Below are 24,914 nucleotides of genomic sequence, written 5' to 3'. Positions count from 1 at the left end.
TTTGCTATCCCCTGTGGTGTAATCGGCAGCACTGGGACCTTTGGAGTCCTATGTCCGGGTTCGAGTCCTGGCAGGGGAGCTTTACACGTTCGGGTCCCGACCTCCACGGTCGGGACCCGGCCTCGTTTCCGGCCCCCGGGCCACCGGTATCCTTCACGGGTCCACCCCCGAAGCCGAAGGGCACACCCGTGAGCGCAACCCGCCCGGCAGCCGTCGTCGTACTCGCAGCGGGTGAAGGCACCCGCATGAAGTCGGCCACTCCCAAGGTTCTGCACGAGATCGGCGGGCGCTCGCTCGTCGGCCACGTCGTCGCCGCCGCGCGCGAGCTGGACCCCGCGCACCTCGTGGTCGTCGTCGGCCACGCCCGCGAGAAGGTCACCGCGCACCTCGCCGAGACCGACCCGGGTGTCCGCACCGCCGTCCAGTACGAGCAGAACGGCACCGGGCACGCCGTCCGGATGGCCCTCGAAGAGCTCGGCGGCGAGATCACCGGCACGGTGGTGGTCGTCTGCGGCGACACCCCGCTGCTGACCGGCGAGACCCTGGCCGGGCTGACGGCGACGCACGAGGCCGACGGCAACGCCGTCACCGTGCTCACCGCCGAGGTCCCCGACTCGACCGGCTACGGGCGGATCGTCCGGGACGCGGCGACCGGCGCCGTGACGGCCATCGTCGAACACAAGGACGCCACCGACGCCCAGCGCGCGATCCGTGAGATCAACTCCGGGGTCTTCGCGTTCGACGGGGCGCTGCTGAGCGACGCCCTCGGCAAGGTCCGTACGGACAACAGCCAGGGCGAGGAGTACCTCACCGATGTCCTCGGCATCCTACGCGAGGCCGGTCACCGGGTCGGTGCGGCCGTGGGCGCGGATCACCGGCAGATCCTGGGGATCAACAACCGGGTGCAGTTGGCGGAGGCCCGGGCGTTGCTGAACGCGCGGCTGCTGGAGCGGGCGATGCTCGCGGGCGTGACCGTGGTCGACCCGGCGAGCACGTTCGTGGACGTGACGGTGACGTTCGGGCAGGACGCGCTGATCCACCCGGGTACGCAGTTGCTGGGGCGCACGCACGTCGCGGAGGGGGCCGAGGTGGGTCCGAACACCCGGTTGACGGACACGCGGGTGGGTGCGGGGGCGCGGGTGGACAACACGGTGGCGGATTCCGCGGTGATCGGGGAGTCGGCGAGCGTGGGTCCGTTCGCGTATCTGCGTCCGGGGACGGACCTGGGCGCCAAGGCCAAGGCGGGTACGTACGTCGAGATGAAGAACGCGACGATCGGTGAGGGCACGAAGGTGCCGCACCTGTCGTACGTCGGGGACGCGACGATCGGCGAGTACTCCAACATCGGTGCGGCGAGCGTGTTCGTGAACTACGACGGCGAGCACAAGCACCACACGACCATCGGTTCACATTGCAAGACGGGTTCGGACAACATGTTTGTGGCGCCCGTCACGGTCGGGGACGGTGCCTACACGGCGGCCGGGTCCGTGATCACGAAGGACGTGCCGGCGGGTGCGCTGGCAGTGGCCCGCGGTCAGCAGCGGAATATCGAGGGTTGGGTGGCTCGCAAGCGTCCGGGGAGCGCCGCCGCCGCGGCGGCGGAGTCGGCGGTCGGGGAGGGCTCGGGGTCGCGTTGAGCGGCTGTCCGGGTGAACTGACCGGAAACAGGTGCGCCGGTGACGGCGTACCGTGATAGGTGCACGCAATTCGGCTGGCTCACCGTGTGCGGGACGGACGCACACGGGGGCGAGCAGCTTTCAACACGTCTGAGGAGACTGTGCTGTGACCGGGATCAAGACGACCGGCGAGAAGAAGCTGATGCTCTTCTCCGGCCGCGCCCACCCCGAGCTGGCCGAGGAGGTCGCGCATCAGCTGGGCGTCGCCCTGGTGCCGACGAAGGCTTTCGACTTCGCGAACGGTGAGATCTACGTTCGTTTCCAGGAGTCGGCTCGTGGTGCGGACTGCTTCCTGATCCAGAGCCACACGGCTCCGATCAATAAGTGGATCATGGAGCAGCTGATCATGATCGACGCGTTGAAGCGTGCTTCCGCGCGTTCCATCACGGTGATCGTGCCGTCGTACGGGTACGCCCGTCAGGACAAGAAGCACAAGGGTCGCGAGCCGATCTCGGCGCGTCTGGTGGCGGACCTGCTGAAGACGGCGGGTGCGGACCGCATCCTGACGGTGGACCTGCACACGGACCAGATCCAGGGCTTCTTCGACGGTCCGGTGGACCACCTGTCGGCGCTGACGGTCCTCGCGGACTACGTGGGTGCGAAGGTGGACCGGTCGAAGCTGACGATCGTGTCGCCGGACGCGGGTCGTGTGCGGGTGGCGGACCGTTGGTGTGACCGGCTGGACGCGCCGCTGGCGATCGTGCACAAGCGTCGTGACAAGGACGTGGCGAACCAGGTGACCGTCCACGAGGTCGTGGGTGAGGTCAAGGGGCGGGTCTGTGTCCTGGTGGACGACATGATCGACACGGGTGGCACGATCTGCGCCGCGGCCGACGCGCTGTTCGCGCACGGTGCGGAGGACGTCATCGTGACGGCGACGCACGGCATCCTGTCGGGTCCCGCCGCGGACCGTCTGAAGAATTCGAAGGTGAGCGAGTTCGTGTTCACGAACACGCTGCCGGACCCGTCGGACCTGGAGCTGGACAAGATCACGGTGCTGTCGATCGCGCCGATGATCGCGCGTGCGGTCCGTGAGGTGTTCGAGGACGGTTCGGTCACGAGCCTCTTCGAGGAGCAGCAGTAAGAAGAGCAGCGGTAGGGGGTCGGCGGTCCCGCCGCTGATCCTTTTTGGGTACGGCCTCCGGCCGGGTAGACTCTTCGAGTTGCTCGGCGAGGGAGGCCGTACCTGTTTTTCGGGTGCGGATGCTCCGTTATCGACGCGCTCTTCGTAGCAGGCCGTTTCGGCCGGGTGACTGTCGTCCATTTTCCGTCACCCCACGAGGAGTGAGCATGTCCGAGGTCAAGCTTTCCGCCGAGTCCCGTACCGACTTCGGCAAGGGTGCCGCCCGTCAGGCCCGTCGTGACGCCCTGACCCCCGCGGTCATCTACGGCCACGGCACCGACCCGAAGCACGTCAACGTCGACGCCCACGCCCTTCAGCTGGCGCTGCGCACCCCGAACGTCCTGATCTCCCTGGACATCAAGGACGGCGGCACCGAGCTGGTCATCCCGAAGGCCGTGCAGAAGCACCCGCTGAAGCGTTCGATCTCGCACGTCGACTTCCTGATCGTCAAGAAGGGCGAGAAGGTCACGGTCGACGTCGCGATCGTCACCGAGGGCGAGCTGGCGCCCGGTGGCAACATGCTGGAGACCCTCCAGAACACCATCTCCGTCGAGGCCGAGGCCACGCACATCCCGACCGAGGTCACCGTCTCGATCGCGGGCCTGGAGGCCGGCGCCACCATTCACGCTTCGGACCTGGTCCTGCCGGCCGGCACCACCCTGGCCGTCGACGGTGACATCGCCGTCCTGCAGGTCGTCGCCCCGCAGGCCGAGGAGCCGGCCGCCGACGCCGCCGAGGGCACCGAGGCCTGAGTCACGCCTCTCCCCCTCAGCATTCGCAGCACTTGCTGAACGACCGCCGTCCGGCTCCACTGGAGCGGGACGGCGGTCGTCTTCGTTAAGGAGCTTTTTTGATGTCGGACGACGCGGCGCCCTGGCTGATCGTCGGTCTCGGGAATCCCGGGGCGGAGTACGCGGGCAACCGCCACAACATCGGGTTCATGGTGGTAGACCTGTTGGCGGAGCGGATGCGCGGGAAGTTCAAGGCGCACAAGGCGCGGGCGCAGGTGGTGGAGGGCCGGATGGGTCCTCCGGGTCCGGCGAACCGGCGGGTGGTGCTGGCGAAGCCGATGTCGTTCATGAACCTGTCGGGGGGTCCGGTGTCGGCATTGCGGGACTTCTACAAGGTGCCGTTGGAGCGGATCGTGGCGGTGCACGACGAGCTGGACATCGACTATCCGACGCTCCGGTTGAAGTTGGGCGGCGGGGACAACGGGCACAACGGGTTGAAGTCGATGACGAAGGCGATGGGGCCGGATTATCACCGGGTGCGGTGTGGGATCGGGCGGCCGCCGGGTCGGATGCAGGTGGCGGACTTCGTGTTGAAGGACTTCTCGTCGACGGAGCGCAAGGAGCTGGACTGGTTCGTGGACCGGTCGGCGGACGCGGTGGAGTGTCTGGTCCAGGAGGGTCTGGAGCGGGCGCAGTCGGCGTACAACGCGTAGCGGGTCGTACGGGAAGGGGGTCCCTCCGTGCCTTCGGGGCACGGGGGGACCCCCTTGTCGTGTGTTCGGGCCGGTCAGCCGGTGTTGCGCAGGCCCGCGGCGACGCCGTTGACGGTGAGGAGGAGGGCGCGGGCGAGGAGCGGGTCGGGGTCTTCGCCGCGTTCGGCGGCGGCGCGCTGGCGGGCGAGGAGGGAGACCTGGAGGTAGGAGATGGGGTCGAGGTAGGCGTCGCGGACGGCGAAGGTCTGCTGGAGGACGGGGTGGGAGTCGAGGAGCTTCTCGCCGCCGGTGATGCGCAGGACTTCGCGGACGGTGAGTTCGTGTTCGGCTTCGATGCGGTCGAAGACGTGCTTGAGGTGGTCGGGGACGAGGGTGTCGACGTAGTGGCGGGCGATCCGCAGGTCCGTCTTGGCGAGGGTCATCTCGACGTTGGACAGGAAGTTGCGGAAGAAGTGCCAGCGCTTGCCCATTTCGCCGAGGGCGTCGTCCTGGCCGGCTTCGCGCAGGGCCTTGAGGCCGGAGCCGACGCCGTACCAGCCGGGGACGATCTGCCGGGACTGGGTCCAGCCGAAGACCCAGGGGATGGCGCGGAGGCCGTCGAGGCCGGCGCCGGAGTCGGGGCGGCGGGAGGGCCGGGAGCCGAGGTGGAGGTCGGCGAGTTGGTCGACGGGGGTGGCGGCGAAGAAGTAGGCGGGCAGGTCGGGGTCTTCGACGAGGGCGCGGTAGGCGGCGTGGGCGGCGTCGGAGACGGTGTCCATGGCCGCGTCCCAGCGGGCGAGGTCGTCGTGGGACTGGCGGGGGGCGGTGTGCAGGGCGGATGCCTGGAGGGTCGCCGCGACGGTCAGTTCGAGGTTCTCGCGGGCGAGGGACGGTACGAGGTACTTGTCGGAGATGACCTCGCCCTGTTCGGTGACCTTGATCTCGCCTTCGAGGGTGCCCCAGGGCTGGGCGAGGATCGCGTCGTGGGAGGGGCCGCCGCCGCGGCCGACGGTGCCGCCGCGGCCGTGGAAGAGGCGCAGGCGGACGCCGTAGCGGTGGGCGACGTCGCGCAGCCGGCGCTGGGCGCGGTGGATCTCCCACTGGCTGGTGGTGATGCCGCCGAACTTGGAGGAGTCGGAGTAGCCGAGCATGACCTCCTGGACGTCTCCGCGCAGGGAGACCAGGCGGCGGTAGGAGGGGTCGGCGAGCATGGCGTCGAGGATGACGTCGGCGGCCTTGAGTTCGTCGGTGGTTTCCAGAAGGGGGACGATGCCGATCTTGGCCCAGCCCGCGTGGAGGTCGATGAGGCCGGCTTCGCGGGCGAGGACGGCGGCGGCGAAGACGTCGTCGGCGCCTTGGCACATCGAGATGATGTAGGACTCGATGACTTCGGGGCCGAACTTCTCGAAGGCGTCCTTGATGGCGAAGAAGACGCCGAGGGTCTTGGCGCCGGCGGCGTCGAGGGGTGCGGGGGTAGGGGCCAGGGGGCGCCGGGAGCGGAGTTCCTTGGCGAGCAGCTTGCCGCGGTAGTCGCGGGGCATGTCGGCGTAGCGCCAGGATTCCTCGCCGAGTCGGTCGAAGAGCTGGCCGAGTGCGTGGTGGTGGGCGTCGGCGTGTTCGCGGACGTCCATGGTGGCGAGCTGGAGGCCGAAGGCGGCGAGGGTGCGGATGGTGCGGTCCATGCGGCCGTCGGCGAAGAGGGCCGCGCGGTGTTCGCGCAGGGAGTCCTGGATGAGGGTGAGGTCGGCGAGGAGTTCGGCGGTGCCGAGGTAGTCGCGGCCGTCCTGGTGGGGGGTGCCGTTCGCGAGGCGTTCGCGGGTGTTGAGGAGCTTTTGGCGGACGCAGGTGGCCTTGAGGCGGTAGGGCTCTTCGGCGTTGAGCCGCTTGTAGCGGGGGCTGATCTCGGGCAGGCGTTCGAGGTCGGCCTGGAGGGAGGTGAGGAGTTCCTCGGTGGCCCCGGTGTAGCGGATGGAGTTGGAGAGGAGTCCGCGCAGCTCGTCGATGGCTGCGAGGGCGTCGGTGATGCCGTGTTCGTGCTGGAGGATCAGGACGTCGCGGGTGACGTCGGGGGTGACGTTGGGGTTGCCGTCGCGGTCGCCGCCGATCCAGGTGCCGAAGGTCAGGGGGCGGGTGCCGGGGGGCAGCTCCACACCGACGCGCTGGAGTTCCGCGGCGAGGTCTTCGAGTACGTCCCCGACGGCGCCGGCGTGCAGCTCGTCGAGGTAGTAGATGGCGTTGCGGGCTTCGTCGGCGGGTTCGGGACGGACGACGCGCAGTTCGTCGGTCTGCCAGACGAGGTCGATGTTCTCGGCGAGCCGCAGGTCGTGGCGGCGGCGTTCGCCGGCTCCGGTGGCGGGTTCTTCGAGGAGGGCGGCGATGCGGCGCAGCTTGTTGAGGACGCTGCGGCGGGCGGCCTCGGTGGGGTGTGCGGTGAAGACGGGTCGGACGTTGAGGTTCTTGACCGTTTCGCGCAGGTGGGCGGGGTCGGCGTCCTTGAGCATGTCGGCGGTGCGGGCGAGCAGGCCGCCTTCGGCGGCCCGGTGGGCGCGCAGTTCCTTGCCGCGGTGTACCTGTTCGGTGACGTTGGCGAGGTGGAAGTAGGTGGAGAAGGCGCGGACGAGCTTGGCCGCGGTTTCGAGGTCGGTGTCGCCGAGGAGCCGGGCGGCGGCCTCGCCGTCGGTGCGGGTGAGGGCGCGGACCCGTTCGACGAGGTCGAGGAGGTCTTGGCCTTCCTGGCGTACGAGGGTTTCCCCGAGGAGGTCGCCGAGGCGGCGGATGTCGGCGCGCAGCTCCGCGTTGGCGGTGGCGGCCTGCGTGAGGGTGGCCTTGGTGGCCGGGGCCTGGGTGACGGGGGCCTGGGCGGCCTGGTCAGCACTGCTCACAGGTGCGGCTCCTTGCAGTGTTCGAGCGCTACTGGGCGGTGGGCTTTCCCCGGGCGGGCGCGGCGGTGCCGCTGCGCAGCTCGGGCTGCCCGTGCGGACCGCGCTGTCCGACGTGACCAGGATAGGTGTCCGGTGCTCGGGTGACGGCAGCGCGGGCGTGGTGCGTGCTTCTCTTGCCGTGAGCGCGGGCTTTGCCATACTTACGTTGCCGTAACTTACGGTTCCGTAGGCTCGGCGGTAAGGGCACCTGCCGTCTCCTCACCCCCCAGGGGATCACTGTGACCATGAGTCCCGATCTGAGGGAGCACGCTTCGGCGGGCTCTCGCACGTCCGAGCCGTCCGCGACCCTGGGCGGTGAGAGCAAGCGTTCCGTGGAACAGATCGCGCTGCTGCTGTTCATCATCGTGCCCTTCGTGGCGCTGGCGGGGGCGATCCCGTTGGCGTGGGGGTGGGGGGTGAGCTGGCTCGACATGGGCCTGATGGTGTTCATGTACTTCCTGGCGTGCCACGGCATCACGATCGGTTTCCACCGCTACTTCACGCACGGCTCCTTCAAGGCGAAGCGGCCGTTGCGCATCGTGTTGGCGGTGATGGGGTCGATGGCGGTGGAAGGGCCGCTGGTGCGGTGGGTGGCGGATCACCGCAAGCACCACAAGTTCTCGGATCACGAGGGTGACCCGCATTCGCCGTGGCGGTTCGGCGAGAGCGTGCCGGCGCTGATGAAGGGCCTCTGGTGGGCGCACATCGGCTGGTTGTTCGACGAGGAGCAGACGAACCAGCAGAAGTACGCGCCCGACCTGATCGGGGACCCGGCGATCCGACGGATCTCCCGGGACTTCGTGCTCTGGACGGTGGTGTCGTTGGCGATCCCGCCGTTGGTCGGGGGTCTGGTGACGATGTCGTGGTGGGGGGCCTTCACGGCGTTCTTCTGGGGTTCGCTGGTGCGGGTCGCGCTGTTGCACCACGTGACCTGGTCGATCAACTCGATCTGTCACGCCGTGGGCAAGCGTCCGTTCAAGTCGCGGGACCGTTCGGGGAACGTGTGGTGGCTGGCGGTGCTGTCGTGCGGCGAGTCGTGGCACAACCTGCACCACGCCGATCCGACGTCGGCGCGGCACGGGGTGTTGCGGGGGCAGGTCGACTCCAGTGCGCGGTTGATCCGCTGGTTCGAGCGGGCGGGCTGGGCTTCCGACGTGCGGTGGCCGTCGGAGTCCCGCATCGATGCCCGGCGCAAGGACATGTCGTCGAACGCGGCATGATGGGGGACGTGGCGATCGACGGCAGCAGTTCCAGCGGTGACAAGCCCCGGCGTGGTCGCCGGGTGCGGATGACGGGTGCGGAGCGGCGTCAGCAGCTGCTGGACATCGGTCGGGCGCTGTTCGCCGAGAAGGGCTTCGAGGGCACGTCGGTGGAGGAGATCGCGGCGAAGGCCGGGGTGTCGAAGCCGGTGGTGTACGAGCACTTCGGCGGCAAGGAAGGTCTCTACGCGGTGGTCGTGGACCGCGAGATGCGCCAGCTCCTGGAGGGGGTGACGGGCGCGCTGACGGCCGGGCACCCGCGGGAGCTGCTGGAGCAGGCGGCGTTCGCGCTGCTGGACTACATCGAGAGCTATACGGACGGCTTCCGCATCCTGGTGCGGGACTCGCCGGTGGCGCAGTCGACGGGTACCTTCGCGTCGCTGATCAGTGACATCGCCACGCAGGTCGAGGACATCCTGGGCCTGGAGTTCAAGGCGCGCGGTTTTGATCCGAAGCTGGCCCCGCTGTACGCGCAGGCGCTGGTGGGCATGGTGGCGCTGACCGGCCAGTGGTGGCTGGAGACGCGGCGACCGAAGAAGGCCGAGGTGGCGGCGCACCTGGTGAACCTGGCCTGGCACGGTCTGGAGAACCTGGAGGCGCGACCCCGGCTGGTGGGCCACCGCAAGAGCTGACCGGCGCGGGAGTGCGCACGGCGCCCCGCCACCGATTCCACGGTGGCGGGACGCCGGTGCGTCGTCATGGGGTGGGTTCGAGGAATTCGAGGCGGTTGCCCACGGGGTCGTGCGAGTAGAACCGCCGGTGACCGGGCAGCTCGGTGTCCCAGTGGACCTGGGCCCCGTGCTCGCGGAGCCTGCGGGCGTACGCCTCGATCCCGGTGACGCGCAGGCCCGGGTGGGCCTTTCCGGCGGGCCGGAAGGCGTCTTCGATGCCGACGTGGAGTTGTACGGGACCGGCGGCGAACCAGCAGCCGCCGCGGGCGGCGAGCGCGGGGGGCTTGGGGAGTTCGGTCATGCCGAGGGCGTCGGTGTAGTAGCGGCGCAGCAGGTCCTCGGAGCCGGGCGGGGCGGCGAGTTGGACGTGGTCGAGTGCGGTGAGCACCTCAGAGCTCCTTGCGGGCGATGGCGAAGATACGGCGGAAGGGGAACACGGTGCCGCGGGGGCCGGGCGGGTAGGCGGCGCGCAGCGCTTCCCGGTATTCGGCGAGGAAGCTGTCGACGGCTTCCTTGTCGTCGCCGAGTTCGGTCAGGACGGGGCGCAGGGCGGTGCCCTTGACCCACTCGAGCACGGGGTCCGGGCCGGAGAGCAGTTGGTGGTAAGTGGTTTCCCAGACATCGACGGCGCAGCCGAGTTCGGTGAAGCGGGCGAGGTATTCGGCGGGTTCGAGGATGTGGACGTAGCGCGCGCCGTGGCCGGCGAGGCGGTCGCGCCAGCGGGGGGTGTCGCAGAGGTCGGCGAGCATCCGGTGGCTGGGCGCGGTGAAGTTGCCGGGGATCTGGAAGGCGAAGGTGCCGCCGGGGCGCAGGGCGGCGATCCAGGCGGCGAAGGAGCCGGGGTGGTTGGGCACCCATTGCAGGGCGGCGTTGGAGACGATCAGGTCGTACGACTCCTCGGGGTGCCATTCGGCGAGGTCGGCCCGGTCGAAGTCGAGGTGCCCGCCGCCGGGGGTGGGTCCGGCGTGGTCCTGGGCGGCGCGGTGGAGCATCTCCGGGGAGAGGTCGAAGCCGGTGATGCGCGCGTCGGGCCACCGGTCGGCGAGGAGGGCGGTGACGTTGCCGGGGCCGCAGCCGAGGTCGGCGATGCGGGCGGGGGCGGTGGGGAGTTCGGGTATGCGGGTCAGCAGGTCGAGAAAGGGGCGTGTGCGGTGTCCGGCGTGCCGGAGGTACTGCTGGGGATCCCAGACCGGCGCCGCGGGAGCGGTGGCGACGGGCGTCGGAACCGGGGCGGTATCGGAATGCATATGCGAAGCCTCCCTGCTGATGGGGCGGTTGGAAGCGGAAGCTGTCCGGCCCCCTCCATTCCCATCCTGGCCGAATATATATCTTGACGTCAAGATGCACGAGATCGAGATATCCAGGACCCAAGATCCTCGAATTGAAGAGACTTCATGTCGACAGACCCCTTACACTGATCGGCATGGAGGACGAGGTCGACCGACTGGTCGCGGCATGGCGGCGAGAACGCCCTGACCTCGACGTTGAACCGCTGGAGGTGCTGAGCCGCGTGAGCCGGCTCGCCCGCCACCTCGACCGCGCCCGTAGGCTGGCCTTCTCCGAGCACGGCCTGGAGCCCTGGGAGTTCGACGTCCTCACCTCGCTGCGCCGCGCCGGCGCCCCGTACCAGCTCTCCCCCGGCCAGTTGCTGACCCAGACACTGGTCACCTCCGGCACCATGACCAACCGCATCGACCGGCTCGCCAAGAAGGGCCTGGTGGAGCGGCTTCCCGACCCCAGCGACCGGCGCGGCGTACTGGTCCGGCTGACCCCCGAGGGCCGCGACCGCGCCGACCAGTCCCTGGCCGGGCTGCTGGCGCAGGAACGCGCCATCCTCGCCCAGCTCTCCCAGGGCCAGCGCGGTGACCTCGCGGCGCTGCTACGCAGGCTGACCGCTCCGTTCGACAACATCCCCGGCTAGCTCCGCCGGCCGCACCCCGGCCCGCCGCGCCAGGGCCACCGCCGCGAGCGTCGAGTGCACCCCGAGCTTGCCCAGGACGTTCTGCATGTGGGTGCGCACGGTGTGCGGCGACAGGAACAGCCGCGCGGCCACGTCCTTGCGGCCCAGCCCGGCCACCATGCAGCGCAGCACCTCGTGCTCGCGCGGCGTGAGCGACTCCACCAGCCGTTCGCTGTCCGTACGGTGCTTGCGCGCCGCGGTCAGCTCCCGCAGCACCCCGGTCAGCAGCGCGGGCGGAAGGTGGGTCTCCTCCCGCAGGACGCCCCGGATCACGGCCAGCAGCCGCGAGAGCGAACAGTCCTTGGCGACCCAGCCGGACGCCCCGGCCTGGAGCGCGAGCGCGGCCCGGCGCGGGTCGTCGCGTTCGGCGAGGACCACCGCCCGCACCCCGGGATGCGCCGTCCGCACGCTCGCGACCAGCGCGATCCCGTCCGTGCCGGGAGGCGCGGGCGGTGGCCCCGATCCCGCGCGCTGTACGGGTACGGTCCCCGCGGCGGCGCCCAGGTCGGCGTCCACGAGCATGACGTCGAAGCGGCGGCCCTCGGCCGCCGCGCGTTCGAGGCAGCGCGCGGCGGCGGGAGCACTGCCGGCCGCGGACACGTCCACGTCCGGCTCGGCCGCGAGCGCGGCCGCGAGAGATTCGGCGAAGATGCGGTGATCGTCGACGACGAGAACCCGGATACGAACCACGAAAACCCCCACGGGTCGGGGAACGGACGACGGCGGGTACGGCGCCCGGACCGGGTGGTGATCCGCAGCAGCCGCGGCCGCCGCCGAGACATCTCTGCACTACCCCGGAGCGGACGCCGTACCCGGCGTATCTCGACCCCTGAATCGACGCCGGCCCCCACCGGTGTCACGCATCAGCGTAGAGCGGGTGTGCTCCGGCGGTTGGCCGAATAGCAGAAGTTTTTCGAGGGATTTTCCGGCGCGGTGGCCCTGAACGGGCCGCGGCGTGGCTTGATTTCGCCGGTCTGGTGGATCCGGTGGGGCCGCGCGGCGCGACGGCCGGTTCGGGGTCCCGGTGCGTTCCCCGGGCAGTTGCACGGGGGGCGGTTCACCCGGCGTACGCACGCCGGGCGCCCGCGCAGGGCGCCCGGCCACGGCGCGCGGCCCCATGACACGCGCCCCCGCCGCCGGGCGCCGCCCGCGCGGACGGGAAGCCGCGGGCGGGCCGGGGTGCGCGGGCGGGCCTCGGCGTGCGGGCCGGTCAGGGTGTGCGGGCCGGTCAGGAGTGGTGGCGGCGCGCGAAGTTCCAGGCGTCGGTCACGATGCCGGTGAGGTCGGAGCGGGTGGGGGTCCAGCCGAGGCGCTCGTGCGCCGTGCGGGCGGAGGCCACCAGGACCGCCGGGTCGCCCGGCCGGCGCGGGGCGACGATCTCGGGGATCTCCCGCCCGGTGACCTTGCGGACGGTCTCGATGACCTCGCGGACCGAGAAGCCGCTGCCGTTGCCGAGGTTGCAGATCAGGTGTTCGCCCTCGGCGGCGACACGCAGCGCCGACAGGTGGGCCTCGGCGAGGTCCGCGACGTGGATGTAGTCGCGGACGCAGGTGCCGTCGGGCGTCGGGTAGTCGTCCCCGAACACCGAGATGGACGCGCGCTGTCCGAGCGCGACCTGGAGGACCAGCGGGATCAGGTGCGTCTCGGGGTCGTGCCGCTCGCCGAACTCCCCGTAGGCACCGGCCACGTTGAAGTAGCGCAGCGACACGGCGGCCAGGCCGTGCGCCACGCACTCGCCGGCGATCATGTGGTCGACGGCCAGCTTGGAGGCGCCGTAGGGGTTGGTCGGCGCGGTCACGGACGTCTCCGTCAGCAGCCCTTCGGTGGGCTCGCCGTAGGTGGCGGCGGTGGAGGAGAAGACGAGCTTGCGCACGCCGGCCTCGCGCATCGCGGTCAGCAGCGCGAGGGTGCCGCCGACGTTGTTGTCCCAGTACTTGCCGGGGTTCACGACGGACTCGCCGACCTGCGAGGAGGCCGCGAAGTGCAGGACGGCGTCGAAGGAGGCGTCCAGGTACTCGGCGGCGTCCTGGATGCGCCCGTTGATCAGCGTGGCGCCCGCGGGGACGCCCTCGCCGAAGCCGGTGGAAAGGTTGTCGAGGACGGTGACCTCGTGGCCGGCTTCCAGGAGGTGGGCGGCGACGACGCTGCCCACATATCCGGCGCCGCCCGTGACCAGGTACTTGCTCACGTGATGCTGCCTCTCGCGGGGTGACGCACGCGGGATGCCGCGTGCTGGGTCCGGCTTACCGGATCGCACGCGTCCGGGGAAATCCGCCCCGGACATCCTGCCCCAATCCCCCGGAGCGCGACCCCGGGGGGCGGCGGGGCCCGGTCGACGGGCTTTCAGCCCCGGTCGACGCGCGGCCACACGGGGGCGCCGCCCGGGACGGCGGGCTTGCTCAGTCCCGGTCGGCGGGCGGCCACACGGGCGGCGCCGCCCGGTCCAGGAGCCCGGTACGGGCGGCCAACGCGGCCGCCTCCAGCCGTGATCCCACTCCCAGCTTCATCAGCACCCGCTGGACGTGCGTGCGGGCGGTGCTGGGCGCGATGGCCATGCCCGCCGCGATGAGTCGGGTGTCCTCGCCCTCCGCGACCCGGACCAGGACCTCCACCTCGCGCGGGGTGAGCAGCCGTAGCAACCGGCTGCCCTCGTCGTCGGGCTGGGCGGCGGGGTTGAGGAGTTCCGCGAAGGCGCTCTGCAACAACTGCGGGGAGATGGCGACCTCCCCCGCCCGCGCCTTGGCCAGGGCCCGCTCCACACCCTCGATGCGCTCGTCGTGACGTACGTACCCGCAGGCGCCCGCGGCGAAGGCGGCGGCGATCCCGCGCGGGTTCGGCACCGGACCGAGGACCACGACGGCGATCTGCGGGCGTTCGCGCCGGATGCGGACGACGGGTTCGAAGACGGTCGGTTCGGCGGGGGTGGCGGTACCGAAGAGGCAGACCTCGGGGGCGCGACTGATGACCAGTTCGGCCGCGCCTGCGGCCGGCGCGGCGGCGGCGAGAACCCGGTGGCCGCGCAGTTTGAGGGCCGAGGCGAGCGCCTCGGCCAGCAGGCGGTGCTCGTCGACCACCATGACCCGTACGCCCATGAGGGCACCCTCCCCGTTCCTCCAGACCCGGCAAGCTACACGCTTGTTCGACGGGGCGTGCCGGTTACCGTGCGAAAGCCCCCGGAAGCGTTGGGTCGTCCGGGGGCTCGCGCGAGGAGGTCGACGGTTCAGTTGGCGACGAAGGACACGAACAGGTGCTCCGGGTCGCCGGCGCTGCCGTACGGCTTGCGGACCATCGTGCGGGCGATGAACAGGTGCCCGTTGTGGTAGCGGAACTCCGAGTGGTCGACAACGAATTGGGTCTCGGCGCTGTGCACGGCCTTGTCCGACGGGTTCTGCATCAGGACGGTCTGCTTCATCGTCTTGCCGTCGATGCTGACGATCTGGCCGCCTCCGTCGTACGGGGGCTCCTTGTAGGCGATGATGTTCGACCCGTCCATGCGCAGCGGGAACATCGTGTACCGCTCACCGGCGTCGGCGCGGTCGGTGGTGCCCTTGCCGGTGTCCAGGTCGAAGGAGACGATCTCGTTGGTGCGGCCGATGGAGGACGACGCGCCCTGGTGTTCGTACGTCGGGAGGTAGACCTTGCCGTTGCCGACGACCATGCCGGTGCACTGCTCGACCTCGGTCGCGGGGCAGTCCGGCGCGTAGTTGCCGCTGGAGAGCCCGATGCGGGACTTGAGCTGGCCGGCGTCGTCGATGACGAAGAGGTCGCTGACGTTGGTGGCGTTCTTGGCGGTGTTGCCGACGTTGGCGGCGACGATGAGCGGCTTGGTGGAGATGATGCCGGCCCACTCGATGCCGGGGGCGAGCTTGTACGAAGCCTTCGGCGCGCCCGTGGCGGGGTCGAGGGACTGCGCGTACAGGGTCTGGTTGGGGTCCTGGCCGCACTTGCGGAGGACGGCGAGGGCCTCGCCGCCCGCATAGCCGAGGTCGTAGCAGCCGTCGCCGTCGACCTTGGGCGTCCACAGGGACTTGCCGTCGGCGAGGTTCCAGGCGGCGCCGCCGCGCAGGCCGCCGGCGGCGACGGTCTGGCCGCTGAGGGTGACCTCGGTGAAGGGGACGGGCTTGTCGCCGTTGGTCTGGGACTTGGCGGTGCCGGACCAGACGAGCTTGCCGGTGTCGAGGTCGATCACGCCGACCTGGGTGCACTGCGGGTACTTGTTGCTGTCACTGGCCATGCCCTCTTGGAAGAGGATGGCGGTCTTGTTGCCGCTGACGTGCTTGGTCGCGCCGCAGATCTGGGCGGGGAGCGGGAGTTCCCACTTCTTTCCGCCGTCGACGAGGTTGTACCCGACGACCTTGGCCACGTCGGACTTGACGTAGGTGCTGTCGGTGAGCCAGGAGCCGTCGACGGACACGACGTCGTCGGGCGTGGGGCTGGGGACGTTGATCAGGGTCCGCGACTTGGGGTTGGCGGGGACCTTCTCCGTGCCGCCCTGGGGCGTCGGGCCCTTTTCGTTGCCCGTGGAGCCGGTGGGGTCGCCGTGGGCGACGGGCTGCGTGCCACCGCCGCCGTCCTGGTCGGAGACGTACCAGAAGCCGCCGCCGATGATGAGGACCATGGCCAGCAGGGCGGCGCCGACGATCACCAGCTGGGTGCGCTTGTCGCCGCCGCCCGCGCCGGCGCCCTGGCCGGCGGCCTGCTGCGGCACGGTCGGGAAGCCGGGGGGCTGCTGCTGGGGATAGCCGTAGCCGGCCGGTGCCTGCGGGGGGTAGCCGTAGGAGGGCTGCCCGGGCGCGGCGGCCGGGGGCTGCTGCGGGACCGTCGGCGGCATGGGCGGGACCGGCGGGGGCGCGCCGTAGCCGCCGGCCGGCGGCTGGTTGGGCGGCTGGGGCGCGCCGTAGCCGCCGGGCGGCTGGTTCGGCGGGGGCGGGGTATTGGGCGTGCTCATGGGGGGATCTATTGCCTCTCGGTGGGCGGCTCGGTGGACTCGTTCACTTGCCGAAGGCCATCAGGAGCTTCTCGTCCTTGCCGTCGGCCTGCAGGCGGGTGACGGACACGAAGAACCGGCCGTCCACGTAGTCGAGTTCCGGTGAGTAGAACGCGCTCTCGACCTCCGAGGCGGGTCCCGACGGATTGTGCAGCAGCACGGTGGGGTTGCCGCCGGCGGCCGGGACGGAGACGATCTCGCCGCCCTTGTCCGAGGACACGCTCTTGCGGTAGGCGATGAGCCGCCCCTTCTCGGCGGTGAGGGGGGTGATGCCGGCGTTCTCCCCGGACGGGGTACGCCACTTCGCCTTGCCGGTGCCCAGGTCGAAGGCGACGATCTCGTTCGCCTTGGCGCCGTTCGCGGGGAGGGTCGCCAGGTAGAGGGTGTCGTCGGCGACGGCGGTGGTGCCGCAGCCCTGGAGGCTGTCGCCGGCCACGCCGCAGTTGACGACGAAGGAGCCTTCGGCGGACATGCTGGCGCGCGCCTTCCCGTCCGGCCCCAGGGACATGATGGCCCGCTTCTTGGTGTCGCGGTTGCCGACGTCGATGACGAGGGGGTCGACGGAGTAGACGCTGTTGACTTCGAAGCCCTTGGCCAGCCGGTAGGTCCAACTCTTCGTGCCGGTGGCCGGGTCGATGCCCTGGACCTCGACGGTGCGGTCGGCGTCCTCGCAGGTGGCGAGCCCGATCATCTTGGCGTTGCCGCCGATGTAGGAGCGCGGTTTGCAGCCCTCGGGGACGTTGCCGGTGAAGATCTTGTCACCGGTGCTGATCTTGTAGGCGGTGGTGGAGATGCTCCGGTTCACGGCCACCGTGTCGCCGACGATGCTCGGGTAGGCGCTGATGGCGGTGTCGAAGAGGTTCTGCTGCTCGACAGTCTTCGTCCAGCCCTCCTTGCCCGTCTTGAGGTCGATCAGCTTCATCCGGGTGCAGTCGGCGGTGTCGCTGTCGCCGTCCTTGAGCAGGACGACCGTCTTGCCGTCGCCGGTGGTCTGGTTGGTGCTCCCGCAGACATCGGCGGGGAAGTCGAGCTTCCACTTCTGCTTGCCGTCGGTGACCTGGTAGCCGACGAGGGACCGGCCCACCGTCTTGACGACGGAGTCGCCGACGATCCACTGGCCCTGCGCGGGAACGCCCGCGCCCGGGCCGTCGATCTTCGCGCTCTTGTACCAGAGGACCTTGTCCTCGCCGGGCTTGCGGCCCGCGTTGAGGTCCTCCTGGTCGCCGCTGCCGTTGCCGCTCCCGTCGCCCGTGTCGACGGACGGCGAGCCGGAGGGCTTGTCGTCGGCGGGCGTACTGCCCTGCGCGACGGGATGCTTGGGGGAGTCGCCGCCGCCGTGGCCGAAGGCGAAGTAACCGCCGGCGCCGAGGACGACGACGGCGCCCACCACGGCGGCGAGGATGACGGCCGGCTGCCGCGGGCGTTTCCCGCCGGGGTGGCCGGGGGCACCGGGCATGCCCTGGGGGACGGTCGGGGGCGGCGGGTAGCCGTAGCCGGGCTGCGCGAACTGCCCGGGCGGCGCCTGGGGTTGCGGGACCGTCGGGGGCTGCTGGGCGTACGGGTTCGCGCCCGGCGGGGGCACGTGGGCGGGCTGCGGCGGGCCGGGCAGGTGGCCGTAACCGGAAGGCGGTGGCGGCTGGTTCGGCGGCGGCTGGGGCGGCTCGGTCATCAGCGCATACCTTCGGCGTCGGACGGTCGTGACGGGAGGATGACCTTTCTATCACTGACGCCGAACATACATCGGGCCGGTCCACGCCCTGTTCCCAAGGGCGGACCGGCCCGTGACGTGGCCGTTATCCGGCCGGCGGGCGGCCGTGCGCGGCGCGGATCACGCGTCTTCGGCCAGCTCCAGCCAGCGCATTTCCAACTCGTCCCGTTCTGCGATGAGTTCGCGCAGCTCCGCGTCGAGCTTGGCGACCTTGTCGTAGTCGGTGGAGTTCTCGGCGATCTGCGCGTGCAGGTTCGACTCGCGGTCCGACATCTTGTTGAGCTGCCGCTCGATCTTCTGGAGTTCCTTCTTCGCGGCGCGCGCGTCGCCCGAGGACGACGACTTGACGGCCGCGGGGGCGGGCGCGGGGGCGGCGGCCTCGATCATCGCCCGGCGGCGCTCCAGGTACTCGTCCAGGCCGCGCGGCAGCATCCGCAGGGTCGCGTCGCCGAGGAGCGCCATCACGGTGTCGGTGGTGCGCTCGATGAAGAACCGGTCGTGGGAGATGACGATCATCGAACCGGGCCAGCCGTCGAGGAGGTCCTCCAACTGGGTCAGGGTCTCGATGTCGAGGTCGTTGGTCGGCTCGTCGAGGAACAGGACGTTGGGCTCGTCCATCAGCAGGCGCAGGATCTGCAGGCGTCGCCGCTCGCCGCCGGAGAGGTCGCCGACCGGCGTCCACTGCTTCTCCTTGGTGAACCCGAACTGCTCGCAGAGCTGACCGGCGGTCATCTCGCGGCCCTTGCCGAGGTCGACGCGGTCACGGACGCGCTGGACGGCCTCCAGGACGCGCAGCGACGGGTCGAGTTCGCCGACCTCCTGGGAGAGGTAGGCCAGCTTCACGGTCTTGCCGACGGTGACGCTGCCGCCCGCGGGCTGCTCCTCGCCCTGGGTGCGGGCCGCCGCGGCGAGGGCGCGCAGCAGGGAGGTCTTGCCGGCGCCGTTGACGCCGACGAGGCCGACGCGGTCGCCGGGACCGAGGTGCCAGGTGAGGTGCTTGAGGAGGATCTTGGGGCCGGCCTGGACCGTGACGTTTTCCAGGTCGAAGACGGTCTTGCCGAGGCGGGCGTTGGCGAAGCGCATCAGCTCGGAGGTGTCGCGCGGCGGCGGCACGTCGGCGATGAGCTCGTTGGCGGCCTCGATGCGGTAGCGGGGCTTGGAGGTGCGGGCGGGGGCGCCGCGGCGCAGCCAGGCGAGCTCCTTGCGCATGAGGTTCTGCCGCTTGGACTCCTCGGTCGCGGCGATCCGGTCGCGTTCGGCGCGGGCGAAGACGTAGTCGCTGTAGCCGCCCTCGTACTCGTGGACGGCCCCGCGCTGGACGTCCCACATGCGGGTGCAGACCTGGTCGAGGAACCAGCGGTCGTGGGTGACGCAGACGAGCGCGGAGCGGCGTTCCTGGAGGTGCTTGGCCAACCAGGAGATGCCCTCGACGTCGAGGTGGTTGGTGGGCTCGTCGAGGACGAGGAGTTCCTGCTCGGCGATGAGGAGCTTCGCCAGGGCGATGCGGCGGCGCTCGCCGCCGGAGAGCGGGCCGATGACGGTGTCGAGGCCCTGGCCGAAGCCGGGCAGGTCGAGGCCGCCGAACAGGCCGGTCAGCACGTCGCGGATCTTGGCGTCGCCGGCCCACTCGTGGTCGGCCATGTCGCCGATGATCTCGTGGCGGACGGTGGCCCGCGGGTCGAGGGAGTCGTGCTGGGTGAGGACGCCCATACGCAGTCCGCCGGACTGGGTGACGCGGCCGGTGTCGGGTTCCTCCAGCTTGGCGAGCATCCGGATGAGGGTGGTCTTGCCGTCGCCGTTGCGGCCGACGACGCCGATGCGGTCTCCCTCGGACACGCCGAGGGAGATGCCGTCGAGCAGGGTACGGGTGCCGTACACCTTGCTGACTGCCTCGACATTGACCAGATTGACGGCCATCAGACGCGCTCCAGGTGGGGGTCCCCCCGGCCGGTGTCCGGGAGAGGGTGTGGATCAGCCCCTCAGCCTAACCCTCCGGGAGGGCGGTGGCTCCGGGGGCGGGGCTGGTCGCCACCCGCGTGGTACGGCAGGTCCCGGACGCTTCCAGGGCGGCGGCCACCGTGCCGGCGGACTCCGCGTCGCGGACCAGGAACGCGGTGGTGGGGCCGGAGCCGGAGACCAGTGCGGCCAGGGCTCCGGCCCGGGTGCCCGCCGCGAGGGTGTCGGCGAGCCGGGGCCGCAGCGACAGCGCGGCGGGCTGGAGGTCGTTGGCCAAGGTCGCCGCGAGCGCGTCGGGGTCGCCGGAGGCGAGGGCCGCCAGCAGCACCGGGGACGCCTCGGGCGTGGGGATGTCCCGCCCGGCGGCGAGCCGGTCGAACTCGCGGAACACGGCCGGGGTCGACAGCCCGCCGTCGGCGACCGCGAACACCCAGTGGAAGGTTCCGGCCGGGACCGGGGTGAGGAGCTCCCCGCGGCCCGTGCCCAGCGCCGCCCCGCCGACCAGGCTGAACGGCACGTCGCTGCCCAGCTCGGCGCAGATGTCCAGCAGCTCGGCGCGCGGGGTGTCCAGCCCCCACAGGGCGTCGCAGGCCACGAGGGCCGCCGCGCCGTCGGCGCTGCCGCCGGCCATGCCGCCCGCCACCGGGATCCGCTTCGCGATGTGGAGGTGTACGGACGGGGTGAGGCCGGCCCGCTTGGCGAGGAGTTCGGCGGCGCGCGCGGCCAGGTTGCCGCGGTCCAGGGGCACCTGGTCGGCGTCGGGGCCGTCGCAGGTCACCGTCAGCTCGTCGGCGGGGGTCGCGGTGACCTCGTCGTAGAGGGACACGGCGAGGAAGACGTTCGCCAGGTCGTGGAAGCCGTCGGGGCGGGCGGCGCCCACCGCCAACCGGACGTTGACCTTCGCGGGGACCCGTACGGTCACGGAGCGGCTCACAGCGCGGGCCTCTCGGCGGCCGGCTTGTGCTCGGCGATCGCGGCGAACTCCTCCACGGTCAGCGACTCGCCGCGGGCCTGCGGGGAGACGCCCGCGGCGACCAGCGCGGCCTCGGCGCCGGCCGCGGAACCGGCCCAGCCGGCGAGGGCGGCGCGCAGGGTCTTGCGGCGCTGCGCGAAGGCCGCGTCGACGACCGCGAAGACCTCCGCCTTGGAGGCGGTGGTCTTGATCGGCTCGGCGCGGCGGACCAGCGAGACCAGACCGGAGTCGACGTTGGGGGCGGGCCAGAACACCTTGCGGCCGATGGACCCGGCCCGCTTGACGTGCGCGTACCAGTTGGCCTTGACGGAGGGCACCCCGTACACCTTGTTGCCCGGCTCGGCGGCGAGCCGGTCGGCCACCTCCGCCTGCACCATCACCAGCGTCCGTTCGATGCTGGGGAAGCGGTCGAGCATGGTGAGCAGGACGGGCACGGCCACGTTGTAGGGCAGGTTCGCCACGAGCGCGGTCGGAGCGGGGCCGGGCAGTTCGGTGACGAGCATGGCGTCGGAGTGGACGAGCGCGAAGCGGTCCTTGCGCGCCGGCATCCGCGCCTCGATGGTGGCGGGCAGCGCGGCGGCGAGGACGTCGTCGATCTCGACGGCGGTGACCCGGTCGGCGGCCTCCAGCAGCGCGAGCGTGAGCGAGCCCAGCCCCGGCCCGACCTCCACGACCACGTCGTCCGGCCGCACCTCGGCGGTGCGGACGATCCGGCGGACCGTGTTGGCGTCGATGACGAAGTTCTGGCCCTTCTGCTTCGTCGGCCGGACGCCGAGTACGGCGGCCAGTTCCCGGATGTCGGCCGGGCCCAGGAGGGCGTCGAAAGGGGTCTCGTGGGGCTGCTGCTCTGCGGTGCTCACCGGTAAAGCCTACGGCCGCAGTGGGGCCAGGGAGTCGCCCCCCGTTGCACGTAGAGCTTCTTGGCCCGGTACGTCTGCTCCGCGCCCGGGGCGTCCTGGGGGCGGCCGCTGCCGCCGAGGCTCTGCCAGGTGGTCACGTCGAACTGGTACAGGCCGCCGTAGGTGCCCGAGGCGTCGGTGGCGGCGGGCCGGCCGCCGGATTCGCACTGGGCGAGCGCGTCCCAGTCGAGGTCATCGGCGCCCGCGACCGAGGCCGGCAGCGGCTTGGTGCCGACCTTGACGAGTTGGGTGACGGGTTCGCGGATGACCTCGTCGGCGAGCCGGCGGGGCTTCTCCTGTACGCCGTTGACGGTGCGCAGGCTGTAGGTGACCCGGCGGGCGCCGGGCCGGCCGGCGCGTTCCACAAGCTCGGTGCCGGCGAACAGGTTGTCGTCCTCGGCCCGCTCGGTCTCGAAGGGGATGCTCTCCTCGCGGACCTCGCGGGTGCCGGTGATGCGCAGGACGGTGACGGTCTGCCCGTCGCGGGGGAAGGACTCCGGGGGGACCGAGGTGGTGTCCTGGCCGCGCAGGGTGATCCCGGCCTGTCCGAGGGCTTCCTGGACGGTGGCCGCGTTGGTGCGGATGGTGGTCTCGTGGCCGTCGGCCATGAAGGTGACGCCGCGTTCGGTGCGGACGGTGAGGGTGAGTCCGGTGCGCGGTACGGCGGTGGTGCGGGCGGCGGAGAGGTAGGCGCCTGCCGCGCGGACGCCGAGCTGGTGCAGGGCGCCGTCCACGGTGCGGGCGGTGGTCCACACCTGGCGGCGCTGTCCGTCGAGGGTGAGGTGGAGGGGGCGGCCGAAGCGGACGACGACCTCCTCGCCGTCTTCGAGGGCGGTGTCGCGGCCGGGGGCGACGAGGTCGTGGGGGCCGACGCCGAGGTGTTCGGCGGCGAGCAGTTCGTCGACGCCGTCGGCGAAGGTGTGGAGGGTGCGGGGTACGCCGTCGACGGTGAGGCGGACCGTCTTGTCGGCGGCGACGAACGCGGTGGTGCCGCCCGCGAGGAAGGCGACGACCAGGGCCTGCGGGACGATGCGGCGCCAGTGGTCGGGGCCGGCGGGCGCGGGGGCGGGCGCCGCCCGGCGTCTTCCGGTGCCCGCGCCGGCCGGGGCCGGCAGCGGCGCCGGCGGCGGCCCCTCGCTCCGGCGGCGGCGCCCGGGTCCGGTCTCGGCGGGGGGCGCGAGGGTGGCGGCGCCGGCTTCGGGGCGGCGCCGGCGGCCGGGGCCCGGGGGGGCCTCGGTCGGGGTGCGGTACGGGGTCTCGTGCGGGGCGGTGGTGCGCCCGCGGGCCTTGCGGCGCCGGGCGGCACGGGGGGCGGGGACGGCGGGTTCGGGACCGGCTCCGGGGTCGGGTCCCGGCTCGGGGTCGGGGGCCGGGTCCCGGTTCCAGGGCGAGGCGGGTTCGGCGTCGCCGTGCGGGCCGAACAGGTCGTCGAGCGGGCCGCCGGGGCGGCTCCCGTACGGCCCGTCACCCTGCCGCTCGTACCGGGTGTCGGACGGGCGGTCGTACGGGCGGTCGTACGGGGCGACGGAGGCGCCGTGGCCCTGACCGACGTCCGGGGCGCCGGCGGGTGCTTCGCCCCGGCGGTGGGCCGGTCCGTGCCGGAGGGCGGCGGCGGGCGGGTCCGGGGGCCACGGCCCCGGGCCGCTCCGGGGCCGGTCGGGGGCCGGGCCGCTGCCGTCGGGCTCCGGCCACGCCATCGGCTCCGCCGTCCGCGCGCCGCGGCCGCCACGGCGGTGTCCGCCACTGCCCTGTGTCTCGCTCACGACGCTCGCTCCACGTGTCCGGCCCCGCGCTGGTTCGGGCACGGCACCCTAGCGGGAACGGCCGTCACTCATCAAAGCCGGCGCGCTACCCAGCGTGTCGGCGGGTCGCGGGCTCGTACAGGTGACCCAGTGGTGGCTCAGTAGGCGAAGGCGCGGGCGGTGTTCGCGGCCAGCGCGGTGGCCATCGCGTCCTCGTCGATGCCGCGGACCGCGGCCATCGCCCGCACCGTCAGCGGAACGAGGTAGGGCGCGTTGGGCCGCCCCCGGTACGGGGCGGGGGTGAGGTACGGGGCGTCCGTCTCGACGAGCACCAGCTCCGCCGGCGCCACGGCGAGCGCCTCGCGCAGCGGCGCGGCGTTCTTGAAGGTGACGGTCCCGGCGAAGGACATGTAGTAGCCGGCGGCCGCGCACTCCCGGGCCATGGCCGCGTCCCCGGAGTAGCAGTGGAAGACGGTCCGCTCGGGGGCGCCCTCCTCGCGCAGGACGCGCAGCACGTCGGCGTGGGCGTCGCGGTCGTGGATGACCAGGGCCTTGCCGTGGCGCTTGGCGATCTCGATGTGGGCGCGGAAGGAACGCTCCTGCGCGGCCATGCCCTCGGGTCCGGTGCGGAAGTAGTCCAGTCCGGTCTCGCCGACCGCCTTGACGTGCGGGAGCGCGGCGAGGGCCTCGATCTCGGCCAGCGCGTCGTCGAGCGCGCCCTCGCCGCCTGCGGGCCGGGCGCCCTGCCTCGACCAGTTGTCGGCGTCACCGTGCACGATGCGGGGCGCTTCGTTGGGGTGAAGGGCGACGGCCGCGTGGACGTTCTCGTACGCGGCGGCGGTCTCGGCGGCCCAGCGGGAGCCCTTCACGTCGCAGCCGACCTGGACGACGGTGGTCACGCCCACCGAGGCGGCCTTGGCTAGGCCCTCTTCGACGGTTCCGGACTGCATGTCCAGGTGGGTGTGGGAGTCGGCGACCGCCACCCGCAGCGGTTCGGGCAGCGGGGGCGGCGCGTCGTTCGGGGTACGGCTCATGAGGCCGATCTTATGACCGGTGGGATGGGCGGACCCCGCCGATCACTGCCTGTCACCGTCAGCCGCTGCCCGTACTTTTCCGGTCACTTCCGGAAGAGCCTCCGCAGCCGGGCCAGCGGTCCGCGGCGGGCGGCGGCGTCCTCGACGGGCACGGGGCCCGGCGCGGGGTGGTCGGGGACGTTCTTGCGCTGCTTGGGCGGGCGGGGGGCGTCGTGGGTGGCCGGGACCGGTCCGGCGATGCCGGGGTGGATGGCCTGGTGGTAGAGCTGGTCGAGCATGCCGAGGACCGACTTGACCTGTCCCTCGCGCATGATGCGGACCACGTGGCCGCCGCAGTTCATGCAGGTCGGGTTGGACAGGGGGGAGGGAACCCGCTCGCTGTCGACCGTGTACACGATGAACGGCTCGCCGTGGCCGTTCACGTGGTGCTCGATCTCGTACCCCTGCTCCCAGCCGTATCCGCACTTCATGCAGGCGAACGAGTACGCCTCGTGCACGGTGTGCACGGCCGGCCTCGACGGGGCGGTGGGTATGGCGGTGGCGGCGGTCGGTGCGGGTGCCGGGGTCTCAGCGATCTCACTC

General features: G+C 71.7%; 21 protein-coding genes and 1 tRNA gene. 8 read left to right on the top strand and 14 right to left on the bottom strand.

Translation table 11 applies throughout. The features are described from left to right. Positions 1–7 precede the first annotated feature (7 nt). The 5 genes from ACFVXJ_RS27020 to pth all read left to right on the top strand — a co-directional run bounded on the left by ACFVXJ_RS27020 (position 8) and on the right by pth (position 4,243). Positions 8–79: transfer RNA gene (locus ACFVXJ_RS27020), tRNA-Gln, on the top strand. 109 nt (positions 80–188) lie between these two features. Further along, complete coding sequence (gene glmU / locus ACFVXJ_RS27015) at positions 189–1,637, top strand: bifunctional UDP-N-acetylglucosamine diphosphorylase/glucosamine-1-phosphate N-acetyltransferase GlmU (RefSeq protein ID WP_389665515.1); 1,449 nt, start codon at positions 189–191, stop codon at positions 1,635–1,637. A gap of 145 nt (positions 1,638–1,782) precedes the next feature. Then, positions 1,783–2,760, top strand: a complete 978-nt coding sequence (locus tag ACFVXJ_RS27010) for a ribose-phosphate diphosphokinase (protein ID WP_136213578.1) — start codon at positions 1,783–1,785, stop codon at positions 2,758–2,760. 206 nt (positions 2,761–2,966) lie between these two features. After that, on the top strand, positions 2,967–3,551 hold the full coding sequence (locus tag ACFVXJ_RS27005) for a 50S ribosomal protein L25/general stress protein Ctc (RefSeq protein WP_389665513.1): 585 nt from the start codon (positions 2,967–2,969) through the stop codon (positions 3,549–3,551). Positions 3,552–3,652: 101 nt separating this feature from the next. After that, positions 3,653–4,243 carry an aminoacyl-tRNA hydrolase gene (gene pth / locus ACFVXJ_RS27000; protein ID WP_361313232.1) on the top strand — a complete coding sequence of 197 codons (591 nt, stop codon included), beginning with the start codon at positions 3,653–3,655 and terminating at the stop codon, positions 4,241–4,243. A 74-nt stretch (positions 4,244–4,317) separates the two neighbouring features. On the opposite strand, the gene ppc is transcribed toward pth, so the two are convergent. After that, complete coding sequence (ppc, locus tag ACFVXJ_RS26995; protein WP_389665576.1) at positions 4,318–7,011, bottom strand: phosphoenolpyruvate carboxylase; 2,694 nt, start codon at positions 7,009–7,011, stop codon at positions 4,318–4,320. A gap of 377 nt (positions 7,012–7,388) precedes the next feature. Here ppc and ACFVXJ_RS26990 point away from each other — a divergent pair, with 377 nt between their 5' ends. Both ACFVXJ_RS26990 and ACFVXJ_RS26985 read left to right on the top strand, forming a co-directional pair. Next, positions 7,389–8,363 (top strand): acyl-CoA desaturase, encoded by a 975-nt coding sequence (locus tag ACFVXJ_RS26990; RefSeq protein WP_389665511.1) that lies wholly within the window; start codon positions 7,389–7,391, stop codon positions 8,361–8,363. Beyond that, positions 8,360–9,034: a TetR/AcrR family transcriptional regulator gene (locus ACFVXJ_RS26985; RefSeq protein WP_361313226.1), complete on the top strand. Its 675-nt coding sequence runs from the start codon at positions 8,360–8,362 to the stop codon at positions 9,032–9,034. Before ACFVXJ_RS26990 ends, ACFVXJ_RS26985 begins: the two co-directional genes overlap by 4 nt. A 64-nt stretch (positions 9,035–9,098) precedes the next feature. Here the strand turns inward: ACFVXJ_RS26985 and ACFVXJ_RS26980 are convergent, their stop codons facing one another. Beyond that, positions 9,099–9,461, bottom strand: coding sequence for a VOC family protein (locus tag ACFVXJ_RS26980; RefSeq protein ID WP_389665509.1), 363 nt, complete (start codon positions 9,459–9,461; stop codon positions 9,099–9,101). Between the two features lies 1 nt (position 9,462). Then, entirely contained in the window at positions 9,463–10,320 is an 858-nt protein-coding gene (locus ACFVXJ_RS26975; protein ID WP_389665507.1) for a trans-aconitate 2-methyltransferase, read from the bottom strand. A gap of 176 nt (positions 10,321–10,496) precedes the next feature. Between ACFVXJ_RS26975 and ACFVXJ_RS26970 the strand changes: the two genes are divergently transcribed. Further along, a complete protein-coding gene (locus tag ACFVXJ_RS26970) occupies positions 10,497–10,994 on the top strand; it encodes a MarR family winged helix-turn-helix transcriptional regulator (protein WP_136213571.1) in 498 nt (165 codons plus the stop codon). Here the strand turns inward: ACFVXJ_RS26970 and ACFVXJ_RS26965 are convergent. From ACFVXJ_RS26965 to ACFVXJ_RS26915, 11 genes are all read right to left on the bottom strand, one after another. After that, positions 10,953–11,723, bottom strand: a complete 771-nt coding sequence (locus ACFVXJ_RS26965; RefSeq protein ID WP_389665505.1) for a LuxR C-terminal-related transcriptional regulator — start codon at positions 11,721–11,723, stop codon at positions 10,953–10,955. The genes ACFVXJ_RS26970 and ACFVXJ_RS26965 overlap by 42 nt on opposite strands. 538 nt (positions 11,724–12,261) lie before the next feature. Beyond that, positions 12,262–13,221 carry a UDP-glucose 4-epimerase GalE gene (gene galE, locus ACFVXJ_RS26960; protein WP_389665504.1) on the bottom strand — a complete coding sequence of 320 codons (960 nt, stop codon included), beginning with the start codon at positions 13,219–13,221 and terminating at the stop codon, positions 12,262–12,264. A gap of 211 nt (positions 13,222–13,432) precedes the next feature. Continuing rightward, on the bottom strand, positions 13,433–14,125 hold the full coding sequence (locus ACFVXJ_RS26955) for a response regulator transcription factor (protein WP_389665503.1): 693 nt from the start codon (positions 14,123–14,125) through the stop codon (positions 13,433–13,435). A 128-nt stretch (positions 14,126–14,253) separates the two neighbouring features. Next, positions 14,254–15,981, bottom strand: a complete 1,728-nt coding sequence (locus tag ACFVXJ_RS26950) for a PQQ-binding-like beta-propeller repeat protein (RefSeq protein WP_389665501.1) — start codon at positions 15,979–15,981, stop codon at positions 14,254–14,256. A gap of 43 nt (positions 15,982–16,024) precedes the next feature. Then, positions 16,025–17,689 (bottom strand): PQQ-binding-like beta-propeller repeat protein, encoded by a 1,665-nt coding sequence (locus ACFVXJ_RS26945; protein ID WP_389665499.1) that lies wholly within the window; start codon positions 17,687–17,689, stop codon positions 16,025–16,027. A gap of 159 nt (positions 17,690–17,848) precedes the next feature. Further along, positions 17,849–19,645, bottom strand: coding sequence for an ABC-F family ATP-binding cassette domain-containing protein (locus ACFVXJ_RS26940; protein ID WP_389665498.1), 1,797 nt, complete (start codon positions 19,643–19,645; stop codon positions 17,849–17,851). A 67-nt stretch (positions 19,646–19,712) separates the two neighbouring features. Then, positions 19,713–20,618 (bottom strand): 4-(cytidine 5'-diphospho)-2-C-methyl-D-erythritol kinase, encoded by a 906-nt coding sequence (locus tag ACFVXJ_RS26935; protein ID WP_389665496.1) that lies wholly within the window; start codon positions 20,616–20,618, stop codon positions 19,713–19,715. Then, on the bottom strand, positions 20,615–21,517 hold the full coding sequence (gene rsmA / locus ACFVXJ_RS26930) for a 16S rRNA (adenine(1518)-N(6)/adenine(1519)-N(6))-dimethyltransferase RsmA (RefSeq protein ID WP_389665494.1): 903 nt from the start codon (positions 21,515–21,517) through the stop codon (positions 20,615–20,617). Before rsmA ends, ACFVXJ_RS26935 begins: the two co-directional genes overlap by 4 nt. After that, positions 21,514–22,980 carry a ubiquitin-like domain-containing protein gene (locus tag ACFVXJ_RS26925; RefSeq protein ID WP_389665575.1) on the bottom strand — a complete coding sequence of 489 codons (1,467 nt, stop codon included), beginning with the start codon at positions 22,978–22,980 and terminating at the stop codon, positions 21,514–21,516. Before ACFVXJ_RS26925 ends, rsmA begins: the two co-directional genes overlap by 4 nt. A 476-nt stretch (positions 22,981–23,456) precedes the next feature. Continuing rightward, positions 23,457–24,332, bottom strand: coding sequence for a TatD family hydrolase (locus ACFVXJ_RS26920; RefSeq protein ID WP_389665492.1), 876 nt, complete (start codon positions 24,330–24,332; stop codon positions 23,457–23,459). A gap of 83 nt (positions 24,333–24,415) precedes the next feature. Beyond that, positions 24,416–24,802, bottom strand: coding sequence for a hypothetical protein (locus ACFVXJ_RS26915; protein ID WP_389665573.1), 387 nt, complete (start codon positions 24,800–24,802; stop codon positions 24,416–24,418). Positions 24,803–24,914 lie beyond the last annotated feature (112 nt).

The organism is Streptomyces sp. NPDC058279, from assembly GCF_042881255.1.
GTDB lineage: Bacteria > Actinomycetota > Actinomycetes > Streptomycetales > Streptomycetaceae > Streptomyces.
The sequence above is the reverse complement of the archived record's forward strand: the minus strand, read 5'-3'. Positions and strand labels throughout refer to the sequence as shown.

Coding starts and splice junctions, on each gene's coding strand:
- ACFVXJ_RS27005 (WP_389665513.1), top strand. CDS start 2,967: ATGTCCGAGGTCAAGCTTTCCGCCGAGTCCCGTACCGACTTCGGCAAG.
- pth (WP_361313232.1), top strand. CDS start 3,653: ATGTCGGACGACGCGGCGCCCTGGCTGATCGTCGGTCTCGGGAATCCC.
- ACFVXJ_RS26990 (WP_389665511.1), top strand. CDS start 7,389: ATGAGTCCCGATCTGAGGGAGCACGCTTCGGCGGGCTCTCGCACGTCC.
- ACFVXJ_RS26985 (WP_361313226.1), top strand. CDS start 8,360: ATGATGGGGGACGTGGCGATCGACGGCAGCAGTTCCAGCGGTGACAAG.
- ACFVXJ_RS26975 (WP_389665507.1), bottom strand. CDS start 10,320: ATGCATTCCGATACCGCCCCGGTTCCGACGCCCGTCGCCACCGCTCCC.
- ACFVXJ_RS26970 (WP_136213571.1), top strand. CDS start 10,497: ATGGAGGACGAGGTCGACCGACTGGTCGCGGCATGGCGGCGAGAACGC.
- ACFVXJ_RS26955 (WP_389665503.1), bottom strand. CDS start 14,125: ATGGGCGTACGGGTCATGGTGGTCGACGAGCACCGCCTGCTGGCCGAG.
- ACFVXJ_RS26950 (WP_389665501.1), bottom strand. CDS start 15,981: ATGAGCACGCCCAATACCCCGCCCCCGCCGAACCAGCCGCCCGGCGGC.
- ACFVXJ_RS26945 (WP_389665499.1), bottom strand. CDS start 17,689: ATGACCGAGCCGCCCCAGCCGCCGCCGAACCAGCCGCCACCGCCTTCC.
- ACFVXJ_RS26940 (WP_389665498.1), bottom strand. CDS start 19,645: ATGGCCGTCAATCTGGTCAATGTCGAGGCAGTCAGCAAGGTGTACGGC.
- ACFVXJ_RS26920 (WP_389665492.1), bottom strand. CDS start 24,332: ATGAGCCGTACCCCGAACGACGCGCCGCCCCCGCTGCCCGAACCGCTG.
- ACFVXJ_RS26915 (WP_389665573.1), bottom strand. CDS start 24,802: ATGAAGTGCGGATACGGCTGGGAGCAGGGGTACGAGATCGAGCACCAC.